This is a genomic window from Burkholderia sp. COPS (genome assembly GCF_019425585.1).
GTDB classification, from domain to species: domain Bacteria; phylum Pseudomonadota; class Gammaproteobacteria; order Burkholderiales; family Burkholderiaceae; genus Burkholderia; species Burkholderia cepacia.
On record NZ_WIXR01000014.1, the window covers coordinates 209,344 to 222,454 of the forward strand.

Sequence of the window (13,111 nt, forward strand, 5' to 3'; positions counted from 1 at the left end):
ATGCCGATGCCGATGCCGATAGTGATTCTGATGCGGGTGCGAGTGCGGGTGCGATGACCGATGCGGTTGAAGTCTGCACCAACCCGCCCGCCGCACCCGCGCCTGCCGCCATCGCCGCGAACTGCGGCGCACGTTCGACCGCCGACCACCGGAACGGCAACACTGCGCGCATGCGCCGCACTTCCCGCACATGGAACCGCACGACCCGCTGCGCGCCGTCGAACGACGCGACGAGCGGCCCGTCCCACACGATCTCGGCCCGCGCGGCCACAACCAGCAGGTCGCCGTTGTCGAAATCGACGAACAGCAGCCCCGCGCGCGGATCGTGCTGCAGGTTGCCGAGCGTGTTGAAGAAGCGGTTGCCGCTGAAATCCGGCGTCGTCAGCGTATGCGCATCGTCGACGCGCACGAAGCCCGGCATCCCGCCGCGATGCGACACATCCGCGCCACGCGCAGCGCCCGCGTCGGTCGACGTGTTCGCGCTCGCGACGAAGAACGTATCGGCCTGCGCAAGCAGCGCTCGATCGGCGTCGTTCAACGCGTCCGATACGTCAGGCCCGGCGGACGCGCCGGCTTCCCGGGCGACGAACGTCGGCTTGCGTCCCTGGATGTACTTCGCGCAGTTGCCGAAGCTCTGCTCGACCGCGATCGTCAGCGCATCGCCGTCGACCGCGCGCACGACGCCGTTGACACGATTGCGCCGCCGCGTATCGAATTCGATCCCGAGCCCGCCGAGCGGCGCGCCCGGCTGCCACGCGCCGTCCAGCGGATCGCCCGGCAACGCGCGCGCCGCGATGCGCAGCGTACGCGGGTCCGGCGACGTCACGAACCCCGGCGCGCCGGCCCGCAGCGTCGCCCACGGCTGGCCGTTCCCATCGACGCCGCCCAGCACGAAGAACGGCAGTTGCGCGAAGAACGTCCGATGCTGGTCCGGCATGAAACGCCGGATCCCGCGGCGGCCGGCCGAACCCGCGGCCTCCGTCACGCCCGCGCGCTGCTGCACGGCGAGCTCTCCCGCGTGAAACGGCGCGGTATCGAGTTCCCAGCCCGGTACGACGGTGGTCGGGGTGTTCATCGCGTTCTCCGTGGGCAGGCGCGGCTTCGGTGGGCGTTACGCGGCAAGCAGGCCGGCGCGTGTCGTCGGCATCGCAACGAAGCCCGGCAGCGCCTCGACACGTGCCAGCCACGCACGCACGTGCGGATACGGTTCGAGCGACACGCCGCCTTCCGGCGCGTGCGCGATGTACGAGTACGCGGCGACGTCCGCGATCGTCGGCTGCGCACCGGCCGCGAACGGCTTGCCGGCCAGCTCGCGATCGATCACGTCGAGCACTTTCGCGGCCGTACGCTTGGCCGCTTCGTGGTCGAGCTTCGCGCCGAACACGGTCACGAGCCGCGCGGCAGCCGGCCCCGTTGCGATCGGCCCGGCCGCATACGAGAGCCAGCGCTGCACGACGGCCGCGCCGGCCGGGTCGTCGGGCAGCCAGTGCGCGTCGCCGTAGCGCTTCGCGAGGTACACGAGGATCGCGTTCGAATCGGCGATCACCGTGCCGCCGTCGTCGATCACGGGCACCTGCCCGAGCGGATTGAGCGCGAGGAACGCCGGCTCGCGCTGTGCGCCGGCCGCGAGATCGACGTCGACGGTCTGCGAAGGCAGGCCGAGCAGCGACAGGAACAACCGGACGCGATGCGCATGCCCGGACAGCAGGAACGAGTAGACGCGAATCGGCGAAGCAGGCTTGCGGACGGCAGACATGGAAAACACTCCGGAATCTCGCGCCGCCGGGGATCGGCGACGAACACCTGCAGCGTAGCGCTCGCCGTTCGTCGCCAGAAGACGGATAATCGTGGAAACATTATCCGCTCCCATAGGACAATCGACGATGGCCGATCTGCGCGACGTGAACCTGAACCGGCTGGCGGTCTTCGTCGCGGTGGTCGACGCCGGCTCGCTGACGGCCGCGGCCGAGCGGCTCGGCCTGGCGAAGACGGCCGTCAGCACGCACATGCAGCGCCTCGAGTCCGAGGTCGGCGCGAACCTGCTGGTGCGCACCACGCGGCGGCTGAGCGTGACCGACGCCGGGCGGGCGTTCTACGACGCGTGCCGCGACATCGTGCGCGCCGCCGAAAGCGCGCTCGACGCGGTGTCGTCCGACGCGGGGCCGCTGCGCGGCACGCTGCGCGTGAGCGTGCCGATCGACTACGGCGCGCTGGTCGTCGCGCCTGCCGTCGTCGCGTTGCGCGACCGGCATCCGGGCCTCGACGTCGAACTCGTCGCGAACGACCGCGTCGTCGATCTCGTCGCGGACAACCTCGACGTCGCGATCCGCATCGGCCGCCTCCCCGATTCGAACTATCGCGCGGTGCAGCTCGGCACCTACGAGAAATGGCTGGTCGCGAGCCCCGCATTCGTCGCGCGCCACGGGCGGCCGCAGGATACCGATGCGCTCGCCGCGCTGCCGTTCGTGATGCTGTCGACGCTGCCGCGCCCGCATACGCTCGAACTCGAAGACGCGAACGGCGGCACCGCTTCGGTGCGCTGTGTCGCGCACGTCGTGTCGAACACCGCCACCGCGTGCCGGGCGATCGTGCTCGCGGGCGGCGGCTTTGGGCTGCTGACGGACTTTTCGACCGCCGACGACCTCACGGCCGGCCGGCTCGTGCGGCTGCTGCCCGCGTGGCGTTCGGCGCCGGCCGGGATTCACGCGGTGTATCCGTCGACGCGGCTGCCTTCGCCGAAAGTGCGGGCGTTCATCGATGCGATGAAGCAGAGGATCGACGACACGCGGCCGGCACGCAAGACGAAACACGAACGCTAGCGCCCGCCGAATTCCGTTGCGGCTGCGCGCCGCGCCGTTGCCGGCCCGCGCATTCCATTCCTCCGATGTATCGCGACATCCTCGCGACCACGCATCGCCATGCAAGGCGCTCATGCGCGGCATGAAAACTAATCGATTGTTGGCGCCCCGGATCGACGCCGACAATCCGCTGCATGCCCTCTCGTTTGCGGTACGGGCCACTCCCCCTCCCAATCGGCACGTCACGATCCATGAACCATCCAGTCTCCCTCTCCTGCATCGCCGAGGCCCGCACGGCCGCGCCGGCACCGTTCCTTGCCCGTCCCCGCACCTGCGGCGAAGCACTCGTCGACCTGCTCGAACGTTATGGCGTCGAATGCGTGTTCGGCATTCCCGGCGTGCATACCGTCGAGCTGTATCGCGGGCTCGCCGAGTCGTCGATCCGCCATGTGACGCCGCGCCACGAACAGGGGGCCGGCTTCATGGCCGACGGCTACGCGCGCGTCACGGGCCGGCCGGGCGTCTGCTTCATCATCACCGGGCCGGGCATGACCAATATCGCGACCGCGATGGCACAGGCCTACGCGGATTCGATCCCGATGCTGGTGATCTCGAGCGTCAACGCTCGGCGCGAGCTCGGCGGCGGCGACGGCCGCCTGCACGAGCTGCCGTCGCAGCGTGAAGTCTTCGCGGGACTCACCGCGTTCTCGCACACGCTGCTCGACGCGGCCGATCTGCCGCAGGTGCTCGCGCGCGCGTTCGCGGTTTTCGAAAGCGCACGGCCGCGGCCCGTGCACATCGAGATTCCGCTCGACGTGATCGTGATGCCGGCGCCCGCGCTGCCCGCCGCGACACCCGCGCTGCCCGCCCGCCCCGCACCGGACGCCGGCGCGCTCGCGGCGGCCGCGGACCTGCTCGCCCATGCGCGCCGGCCGCTGATCCTGGCGGGCGGCGGCGCCGTGCATGCGGCGGCCGAATTGCGCGAGCTCGCCGAACGCCTGCACGCGCCGGTCGCGCTGACGATCAACGCGAAGGGTCTGCTGCCGGCCGGCCATCCGTTGCTGATCGGCTCCACGCAATCGCTGCCCGCCACCCGCGCGACGATCCGCGACGCCGACGTGGTGCTCGCCGTCGGCACCGAGCTCGGCGAAACGGATTACGACGTCACGTTCGACGGCGGCTTCGCGATCGATGGCCGGCTGATTCGCATCGACATCGATGCGCAGCAGCTGATGCGCAATGCCCGCGCGGAGATCGCCATCGCCGGCGATTCGCGGCTGGCGCTCGGCGCGCTGTCGACCCGCCTGCACGAAAAACCGACGACGCCCCCCGAAGCCGGCTGGGGCGCGGCGCGCGTGGCCGCCGTGCGCGCCGCGATCGCGTCGGGCCACGACGGCCCGGCGCGCGCGCAGGCGCGGCTGATCGACACGATCGTCGCGGCGCTGCCTGGCGTCATCGTCGCCGGCGATTCGACGAGCCCCGTGTACGTCGGTAATTTCACCCACGACGCGCACGCACCGCGCAGCTGGTTCAACTCGTCTACCGGCTACGGCACGCTCGGCTACGGGCTGCCCGCCGCGATCGGCGCGAAACTCGCCGCACCCGCACGCCCGGTCGTCTGCCTGATCGGCGACGGCGGCCTGCAGTTCACGTTGCCGGAGCTCGCGAGCGCGGTCGAGGCCCGCGTGCCGGTGATCGTGATCGTCTGGAACAACCGCGGCTACGGCGAGATCCGCAAATACATGGTCGCGCGCGACATCACGCCGATCGGCGTCGATCCGTACACGCCCGATTTCCTGGCGCTCGCGCGCGGCTTCGGCTGCGCGGCGCACGCGGCCGCGACGCCCGACGCACTGGCGGCCACGTTGCGCGACGCCGTCGCGCGCGCGATCCCGACCGTGATCGAGATCGACGAAGCGACATGGTTCGAGCAGGTGCAGCGATGAGTCGGGCCCCCGATTTCCACTTTGATCCGCCGCTGCGTACCGGGCTTTTCATCGCCGGCGCGTGGGGGTCCGGCACCGACGGCGCCACGTTGCCGATCGTCGATCCGTCGACTGAAGCGGTCCTCGCGCATGTGGCTGCCGGCGGCAGCGCGGACGTCGAGCGCGCCGTCCAGGCCGCGGCCCGCGCGTTTCCCGGCTGGAAACGCACGACGGGTGCCGCGCGCGCGGCCCTGCTCCGCGCGATCGCGCGCGGCGTCGACACGCACCGCACACGGCTCGCGACGCTGCAGTCGTTCAATAACGGCAAGCCGTTCGCCGAAGCGGAGATCGACGTCGCCGACGTGATCGCCACGTTCGACTACTACGCCAGCCTCGCGGAACGCATCGACACCGACGGCGAAACCGAGGTCGCGCTGCCCGGCGACGACCACCGCGCATGGATCCGGCGCGAACCGGCCGGCGTCGCCGCGCTGATCGTGCCGTGGAATTTCCCGATGGTGACGACCGCGTGGAAGCTCGCGCCCGCGCTCGCGGCCGGCTGTACCGTCGTGCTGAAGCCGTCCGAGATCACGCCGCTGCCGGAACTCGAACTCGTCGCGATCGCCGCCGCAGCGGGCCTGCCGCCAGGCGTGCTGAACGTCGTGACGGGCACCGGCCCCGACGTCGGTGCCCGGCTGTGCGCGCATCCGCTCGTCGCGAAGGTGTCGTTTACCGGCAGCACGGCGGTCGGCGCGCAGGTCATGAAAACGGCCGCGGACACGATCAAGGGCGTCGGCCTCGAACTCGGCGGCAAGTCGTCGATCGTCGTGTTCGACGACGCCGATCCCGACCACGCGGTCGAACTGATCGCGGGCGGCGGCCTGTTCAACGCGGGGCAGATGTGTTCGGCGACCTCGCGGGTGCTCGTCGCCGCGCCGCTCGCCGACGACCTGATCGCACGCCTCGCGCGGCGGATCGACGCGACCGTCGTCGGCCCGCCGTTCGCGCCGGGCGTGCAGATGGGCCCGCTGACGAACCGCGCGCAATACGAACGCGTGAAGCGCCACATCGCGCAAGGCCGCGCCGACGGCGCGCGGCTCGTGACGGGCGGCGACGTGCCCGCCGGCCCCGGTTACTTCATCCGGCCCGCGCTGTTCGCCGACGTACCGGCCGACAGCCCGCTATGGCGCGACGAAATCTTCGGGCCGGTGCTGTGCGTCCGCACGTTCGATTCCGAGTACGACGCGATCGCGGCCGCCAACGATACCGAATACGGGCTCGTCGCGACCGTCGTCACGCGCGACGCGGCACGCGGCAAGCGGGTCGCCGATGCGCTCGAAGCAGGCGTCGTGTGGATCAACACGCCGCAACTGATCTATCCGCAAACCTCATGGGGCGGCTACAAGCGCAGCAGCGTCGGACGCGAGCTCGGCCCGTTCGGGCTGGCCGCATTCCAGGAGATCAAGCAGGTCATGATGCCGGCCCGCTGAGGCCGTCCGGCCCATGCGTTTATGTCATGCCGCGCATGCGGATATTTCGTTTGTTGCGGAAATTTGACCTCCCTACAGTTCATCCACACCCCGCGCCGCCGTTCGGCGACCGGCATCGAACCACCCGGCATCGTTCATCAGGAGACGGCCATGCAACACTTCAAGGCGGGCAGAAGGCAGGTGATCAAAACCCTCGGCACGGCACTCGCCGCATCCGCCCTTCCGATGCCGTTCATCAGTACTGCGAAGGCACAGACGAGCAGCTTCGCAGGCAAGACGCTGCGCATCCTCACGTGGTCTGACGATACCGGTGCGGCCGCGCTGCGCAACATCGCGGAAACGTTCAGCAAGCAGACCGGCGCACGCGTGATCGCCGACCGCGCGGACGGCACGTCGGGCATGGTCGCGAAGGTCAAGGCTGCCGGCGAGCGGCCGACCTACGACGTGATCACGCTGGCCGGCGTCGGTGCGGCCGGCCTCGCCGATGCAGGCCTGCTCGCGAAGCCGGACCTGAACCGGCTGCCGAACCTGAAGGACGTCGCGCCACAGTACCGCACGGGCGCAAACGGGTTCGGTGTCGGCTACCTGCTGTGGTCGGACGGGCTGATCTACAACACGTCGACCGTCAAGACCGCACCGGCGAGCTACGAAGCGCTGTGGGATCCGAAATATGCGGGGCGCCTGTTTCTTCCGCCGCCGGAGTGGGCCGAGGCGGTCGATCTCGCGATCGTCGCCGCGAAGCTGGCCGGCGGTTCGCAGCAGAACATCGAGCCGGGCTTCCGCAAGCTCGCGGCGCTCAAGGATCGTGTGATGACGCTCGGCGAAAACCCGAACCAGGTCGCCGACCTGTTCCGCACCGGCTCGCTCGACATCGGCGGTATCTATTCGCCCGCGTTCTTCCCGGACCAGATCCGCAAGCCCGACTACAAGATGGGCGTGACGTACGGGATGAAGGAAGGCTTCGCGACGCAACTGATGTTCACGGTGATTCCGAAAGCGCACCCGGGCGACCTCGACCTGATCCATGCGTTCATCAACCACACGCTCGACGCGGGCGTGCAGGGCCGGATGGCGGCGGACGTGCTGAACGGGCCGGTGAATTCGAAGGCCGTGATCCCGGCGGAAAGCCGCGCATTCGTGCCGTCGCCGCAGCAGATCGCGGAGAAGGCCATCCTCCACGACGACAAGGCGCTCGCCGTCGTTCAGCCGGCGTGGATCAAGCGCTATACCAGCCTCTTCGCGGCCTGACGACATGGCCTCGCTGCCTTCCTCCCGTCACGCGGAACCCGTCGCCGCCGGCCCGGCCGGCGGCGCTTCGGCCGCCGCTGCCGCGCGGCCCGGCGTGCCGGCGTGGCTGCTGCTTGCGCCGATCCTCGCATTCCTCGCGGTGCTCGCGGCGGCAACGCTCACCGTGCTGCGGATGAGCGTCGGTACGCCGGGCGACGAATGGCGCACGTTCACGCTGCAGAACTACGCCGATCTCGCCGACCCGTACTTCATGCACTCGCTGTGGCTCACGCTGCGCCTCGCGTTCCAGAGCATGGTATGCGCGGTGCTGCTCGCGATCCCGGTCGCGCTGGCGATGGCGCGCGCCGAATCGCGGCTCGCGCGGCGGCTCATGCTTGCCGGCGTGCTGCTGCCGCTGCTCGTCAACCTGCTGCTGCAGGGTTACGGCTGGCTCGTGATGCTCGGCCCGGCGGGCCTGCTCAACCGCTCGCTGCTGGCGGCCGGCGTCATCGAACGGCCACTGCAGCTGCTGTACCGCGAACACGGCGTGCTGCTCGGGCTGATCCAGACCGCATTCCCGCTCGCCGTGCTGCCGCTGTCGAGCGCGCTGCGTGCCGTGTCCCGCGCGTACGACGAAGCCGCCGCGACGCTCGGCGCGACGCGCTGGCAGACGCTGCGGCACGTGACGCTGCCGCTCGCGATGCCGGGGCTCGTATCGGGCGCGCTGCTCGTGTTCGCCTACAACGCGAGTGCATTCGCGGTGCCGCTGCTGCTCGGCGGCCGGCGCGTGCCGATGCTCGCGGTGCTCGTGCATGACCAGGTCGCGCCGCTGCTGAACTGGCCGGCCGCGTCGGCCTCGGGTGTCGTGCTGATGGGCGCGACGCTCGTCGTGATGGCGGTTTCCCAGCGCCTCGTGCGCGCCCTGCAACGTGACGAGGTGAACCGATGAATGCCCTTCTGCCGCGAGCACCGCTGCCCGGCCGTCTGAGCCGCGCGACCGGCACCCTCGCGACGCTCGTGCTGTGCCTCGCCGCACTGCCGATCGTGACGATGATCACGATGTCGTTCGGCTCGTCGGGCACGCTCGAATTTCCGCCGCGCGATTTCAGCCTGCACTGGTACCGCGCCGCCTGGCAGACCTTCGTGACCGCCGATGCCGGCAGTGCGCAATCGATGGGTGCCGCGCTGACGACGAGCCTCGTCGTCGCGATCGCGACGATGCTGGTCGCGACTGCGGTTTCGGTACCCGCCGCCTACGCGCTGTCGCGTTATCGCTTCCGCGGCAAGACGTTCGTCGAGCAGCTCGTCGCGCTGCCGATCGTCTATCCGCTCGTCATGCTCGGCCTCGCGCTGCTGCTCGTGTTCAACGCGCTGCCGGTCGAACTCGGGCTCGTGCGGCTCGTCGTCGCGCACGTGATCCTGACGCTGCCGTTTACCGTGAAGAACTGCGCGGCATCGGTCGCATCGATCGGCCCGGAATTCGAGGAAGCCGCGTGCCTGATGGGCGCGAGCCCGCGCCGCGCGTTCGTCGATGTCGTCCTGCCGCTGATGCGGCCGGGCGTCCTCGCCGGCATGCTGTTCGCGTTCATCGTGTCGTTCAACGAGTTCACGGTGACGTTCTTCCTGTACAGCGTCGACACGATGACGCTGCCGGTCTGGCTCTACAGCCGCACCGTGTCGTCGCTCGATCCGACCGTGTTCTGTTTCGCGGTGTTCACCGTCGCGATCGATTTCGCGCTGATCTGGATGCTCGAAAAACTCGTCGGCGACAAGGGCGTCGCGCTCTGATACGCGCACGACTCCGCCCTCGCCCATCCAAGGACTCACCATGACCCAGCTCACCCTTCAGAGCGTGACGAAGCGCTTCCACCACGCGTATGCCGTGGATCACGTCGACCTGTCCGTGCCGGACGGCAAGCTCGTCTGCTTTCTCGGCCCGTCGGGCTGCGGCAAGACCACGCTGATGCGGATCATCGCCGGCCTCGAGACGCCGACGTCGGGCACGATCACGTTCGCCGGCCGCGACCTCACGCACGTGCCGGCCAACCGGCGCGACTTCGGCATGGTGTTCCAGTCGCTCGCGCTGTTCCCGCACATGACGGTCGCGCAGAACATTGCGTATCCGCTGCGGCTGCGCAAGACGGCCAGGACGGCTCAAACGCAGCGTGTCGCGGAGCTGCTGGAACTCATCCAGCTTCCGCACCTTGCCGACCGGCTCGTCACGCAGCTGTCGGGCGGGCAGCGCCAGCGGGTCGCAATCGCACGCGCGATCGCTTCGTCTCCGCGCCTGCTGCTGCTCGACGAGCCGCTGTCGGCGCTCGACGCGAAGCTGCGCGAGGCGATGCAGGTCGAGATCCGGCTGCTCCAGCAACGGCTCGGCATCACGACGATCATGGTCACGCACGACCAGCACGAAGCGATGACGATGGCCGACGAGATCGTCGTAATGGAGAAAGGCCGCATCCAGCAGGTCGGCCGGCCGCTCGACATCTATCGCGATCCGGTCAACGAATTCGTCGCGGATTTCATCGGCCTCGGCAACATCCTGCCGGTCGCGTGCGACGGCGACGACGCGATCGTGCTGCCGGGCGGACAACGGCTCGCGATCCGGCGCGCGCCCGACGCGCCGCGCGCGGACGACGCCGTGCGCCTGCTGATTCGCCCCGAGGACGTGTGCGTGCGCGCGGCCTCGGTCTCGCCGTCCGCACCGAACACGCTCGCCGGCACGATCACGTTCGTGCGCGACGTCGGCGCGTCGATCGAGGCGACGATCGATTGCCGCGGCTTCACGCTGACGGCAGCGACGACGCCGCGCGAAACGCCCGACCTGCACGTCGGCATGCCGGTCGCCGCCGAGCTACCCGCGCATGCATGCAAGCTGATCGCCGCACGCGGCGCCTGATTTCCGGTTCTTTCCCCAGCGCAGCAACAAGGACTCCATCATGAACGCATCGACCCAAGCCCACCGTCTCGTGCGACGCCTGCTCGCCCGCACCGCCCTCGTCTGCACCTGCGCGGCGGGTCTCGCCGCCATCGCGCCGCTCGCACATGCCGACGCACTCGACACGATCGCGAAATCCGGCGTCGTGCGCATCGGCGTGTTCGAGGACTACCCGCCGTTCGGCTCGATCGGCCCCGACATGAAGCCGCAAGGTTACGACATCGACATGGCGGCGCTGATCGGCAAGGCGCTCAACGCGAAGGTCGAGCTCGTGCAGGTCACCGGCGACAACCGAATGGCGTATCTCGCCGACCGCAAGACCGACATGCTGCTGTCGGTCGGCCAGACGCCGGAGCGCGCGAAGGTGATCGATTTCTCGAACGCGTATGCGCCGTACTATCTCGCGGTATTCGGCCCGAAATCGCTCGCCGTGAAAGGCACCGCCGATCTCGCCGGCAAGTCGGTCGCGGTCGCGCGCGGCACGCTCGAGGACCTGAGCGTGAGCAAGGTCGCGCCGCCGAACGCGACGATCAAGCGCTTCGACGATCCCAACGGCGCGATCGCGGCGTTCCTGTCGGGGCAAGCGCAACTGCTCGTGATCGGCAACGACGTCGGCGCGACGATCATCGCGCGCCATCCGTCGATCGATCCGGAGCAGAAGTTCTCGCTGTTCAGCTCGCCCGATCACGTCGGCCTGAACAAGAACGAGCCGCGCCTGATGCAGAAGGTCAATGACGCGATCGCCGGCGCGAAGAAAAGCGGCACGCTGAACACCCTGTCGCAGAAGTGGCTGCACGCGGCACTGCCGGCCGACCTGTGATGCGCGTCGCGCCCGCCCCGCATTCACGACGGAAGGTATTGTTATGACCTACGTGTTCGACTTCAGCGATTTCGGCCTCTACGCCGGCATGCTCGCGCGCGGGATCGGCGTGACGCTCGGCCTCACCGCGGCCTCCACCGCGCTCGGCGGCCTGATCGGCACCGCCGGCGCGTGGGCCGCGCTCGCCGGCCCGCGCTGGGCACGCGCGCTGGTCGCGGCCTACGTCGAGCTGATCCGCAATACGCCGTTCCTGGTCCAGCTGTTCTTCATCTTCTTCGGGCTGCCCGGGATCGGCGTGCACATCGACGAAGCGCAGGCGGCCGTGCTGGCGATGACGGTCAACCTGGGCGCGTATGCGGTCGAGATCCTGCGGGCCGGCATCGAATCGGTTCCGCACGGGCAAACGCAGGCCGCACGTGCGCTCGGGCTGCACGGCCGGCAGGTGTTCGGTCAGGTCGTGCTGCCGCAGGCGCTCGCGAACGTGTACCCCGCGCTGCTCGGGCAGGTGCTGATCGTGATGCTCGGTTCGGCCGTCGTGTCGCAGATCTCGGTGCCCGACCTGACCTATGCGGCGAACTTCATCCAGTCGCGCAATTTCCGTGCGTTCGAAATCTACATCGTCGTGACTGCGATCTACCTGCTGCTGTCGATCGCGCTGCGCATGCTGCTCAATCGCGTCGGCCGCCGTCTGTTCGCGGGCCGCGCGCCGCACGGTGCGGCCGCCGCACCGCGTCGCTCGTGCATTACCCGCTTTACGTGGCGCGCGCGCTCCCCTGAAACCGGCCTCCCGACGGAGCGTGCCCGATGATCGAATTCACCTTCCAGGATATTGCGTGGAACCTGCTGCTCGCCGCGCGCTGGACCATGCTGCTGTCGCTGATCACGTTCGTCGGCGGCAGCGTCGCCGGGTTCGCGCTGCTCGCGATGCGCATCTCGCCGGTGCCGGCGCTGCGCCGCTTCGTGAGCCTTTACGTCGAGCTGTTTCAGGGCACGCCGTTGCTGATGCAGCTGTTCCTCGGTTTCTTCGGACTGCCGCTGATCGGCATCGACGTGACGCCGTGGACCGCCGCATCCATCGTATTGACGTTGAACGCGAGCGCGTACCTGGCCGACATCTGGCGCGGCTGCGTCGACGCCGTGCCGCGCGGCCAGTGGAGCGCGGCGGCCAGCCTCGGCATGACGTGGACGCAACAACTCCGTTACGCGGTGTGGCCGCAGGCATGGAAAATCGCGCTGGCGCCGACCGTCGGCTTTCTCGTGCAGGCGGTGAAGAGCACGGCGCTGACGTCGATCATCGGGCTGACCGAACTCACGAAGACCGGCAACATCATCACCAATGCGGTGTTCAAGCCGTTTCCGATCTACGCGATGGTCGCGCTGCTCTACTTCGCGATGTGCTTCCCGTTGACGTGGTACGCCCGCGTGCTCGAACGCCGCTACCGCGTCGCGAAGGCACGCTGAACCGGCGCCGCGCGCGCCTCATTACGATGCAGGTATCCCCCATGATTTCCATCAGCAACGTTTCGAAGTGGTACGGCCCGTTTCAGGTCCTCACCGACTGCACGACCGAGGTCAGGAAAGGCGAAGTGGTCGTCGTGTGCGGCCCGTCGGGCTCGGGCAAGTCGACGCTGATCAAGACCGTCAACGGCCTCGAGCCGTTCCAGCAGGGCGAGATCCTCGTGAACGGCCAGTCGGTCGGCGACAAGAAGACGAACCTGTCGAAGCTGCGCTCGAAGGTCGGGATGGTGTTCCAGCATTTCGAGCTGTTCCCGCACCTGTCGATCACCGAGAACCTGACGCTCGCGCAGATCAAGGTGCTCGGCCGCGGCAAGGACGAGGCGAACGAGAAGGGCCTGAAGCTGCTCGACCGCGTCGGCCTGAAGGCGCATGCGCACAAGTTCCCGGGCCAG

At 69.1% G+C, this 13,111-nt stretch carries 13 protein-coding genes; 11 read left to right on the top strand and 2 right to left on the bottom strand.

What is annotated here, in order from left to right:
- A partial coding sequence (locus tag FOZ70_RS38070; RefSeq protein WP_258025620.1) for a pyridoxamine 5'-phosphate oxidase family protein occupies positions 1–1,075 on the bottom strand: 1,075 nt, incomplete at its 3' end.
- A 36-nt stretch (positions 1,076–1,111) separates the two neighbouring features.
- On the bottom strand, positions 1,112–1,756 hold the full coding sequence (locus tag FOZ70_RS13045; RefSeq protein WP_059675145.1) for a glutathione S-transferase: 645 nt from the start codon (positions 1,754–1,756) through the stop codon (positions 1,112–1,114).
- Between the two features lie 127 nt (positions 1,757–1,883).
- Here FOZ70_RS13045 and FOZ70_RS13050 point away from each other — a divergent pair, with 127 nt between their 5' ends.
- From FOZ70_RS13050 to FOZ70_RS13100, 11 genes are all read left to right on the top strand, one after another.
- Positions 1,884–2,819, top strand: coding sequence for a LysR family transcriptional regulator (locus FOZ70_RS13050; RefSeq protein ID WP_219706031.1), 936 nt, complete (start codon positions 1,884–1,886; stop codon positions 2,817–2,819).
- Between the two features lie 230 nt (positions 2,820–3,049).
- Positions 3,050–4,744 carry a 5-guanidino-2-oxopentanoate decarboxylase gene (locus tag FOZ70_RS13055; protein ID WP_219706033.1) on the top strand — a complete coding sequence of 565 codons (1,695 nt, stop codon included), beginning with the start codon at positions 3,050–3,052 and terminating at the stop codon, positions 4,742–4,744.
- A complete protein-coding gene (locus FOZ70_RS13060; RefSeq protein WP_219706035.1) occupies positions 4,741–6,213 on the top strand; it encodes an aldehyde dehydrogenase family protein in 1,473 nt (490 codons plus the stop codon). Before FOZ70_RS13055 ends, FOZ70_RS13060 begins: the two co-directional genes overlap by 4 nt.
- 150 nt (positions 6,214–6,363) lie before the next feature.
- Positions 6,364–7,461 (top strand): extracellular solute-binding protein, encoded by a 1,098-nt coding sequence (locus FOZ70_RS13065; RefSeq protein ID WP_059622354.1) that lies wholly within the window; start codon positions 6,364–6,366, stop codon positions 7,459–7,461.
- A gap of 4 nt (positions 7,462–7,465) precedes the next feature.
- Positions 7,466–8,389, top strand: a complete 924-nt coding sequence (locus tag FOZ70_RS13070; protein WP_021162909.1) for an ABC transporter permease — start codon at positions 7,466–7,468, stop codon at positions 8,387–8,389.
- The gene (locus FOZ70_RS13075) at positions 8,386–9,228 is read left to right on the top strand and encodes an ABC transporter permease (RefSeq protein ID WP_021162908.1); all 843 of its coding nucleotides are present in this window, start codon (positions 8,386–8,388) and stop codon (positions 9,226–9,228) included. The genes FOZ70_RS13070 and FOZ70_RS13075 overlap by 4 nt, the downstream gene beginning before the upstream one ends.
- 40 nt (positions 9,229–9,268) lie before the next feature.
- Positions 9,269–10,342 carry an ABC transporter ATP-binding protein gene (locus FOZ70_RS13080; protein ID WP_219706037.1) on the top strand — a complete coding sequence of 358 codons (1,074 nt, stop codon included), beginning with the start codon at positions 9,269–9,271 and terminating at the stop codon, positions 10,340–10,342.
- Positions 10,343–10,382: 40 nt separating this feature from the next.
- Entirely contained in the window at positions 10,383–11,201 is an 819-nt protein-coding gene (locus tag FOZ70_RS13085; RefSeq protein WP_021162906.1) for a transporter substrate-binding domain-containing protein, read from the top strand.
- Positions 11,202–11,244: 43 nt separating this feature from the next.
- Positions 11,245–12,009 (top strand): amino acid ABC transporter permease, encoded by a 765-nt coding sequence (locus FOZ70_RS13090; RefSeq protein ID WP_219706039.1) that lies wholly within the window; start codon positions 11,245–11,247, stop codon positions 12,007–12,009.
- Positions 12,006–12,662 carry an amino acid ABC transporter permease gene (locus FOZ70_RS13095; RefSeq protein WP_219706041.1) on the top strand — a complete coding sequence of 219 codons (657 nt, stop codon included), beginning with the start codon at positions 12,006–12,008 and terminating at the stop codon, positions 12,660–12,662. The genes FOZ70_RS13090 and FOZ70_RS13095 overlap by 4 nt, the downstream gene beginning before the upstream one ends.
- 41 nt (positions 12,663–12,703) lie before the next feature.
- The coding region (locus FOZ70_RS13100) for an ATP-binding cassette domain-containing protein (protein ID WP_219706043.1) at positions 12,704–13,111 on the top strand (408 nt) is incomplete at its 3' end.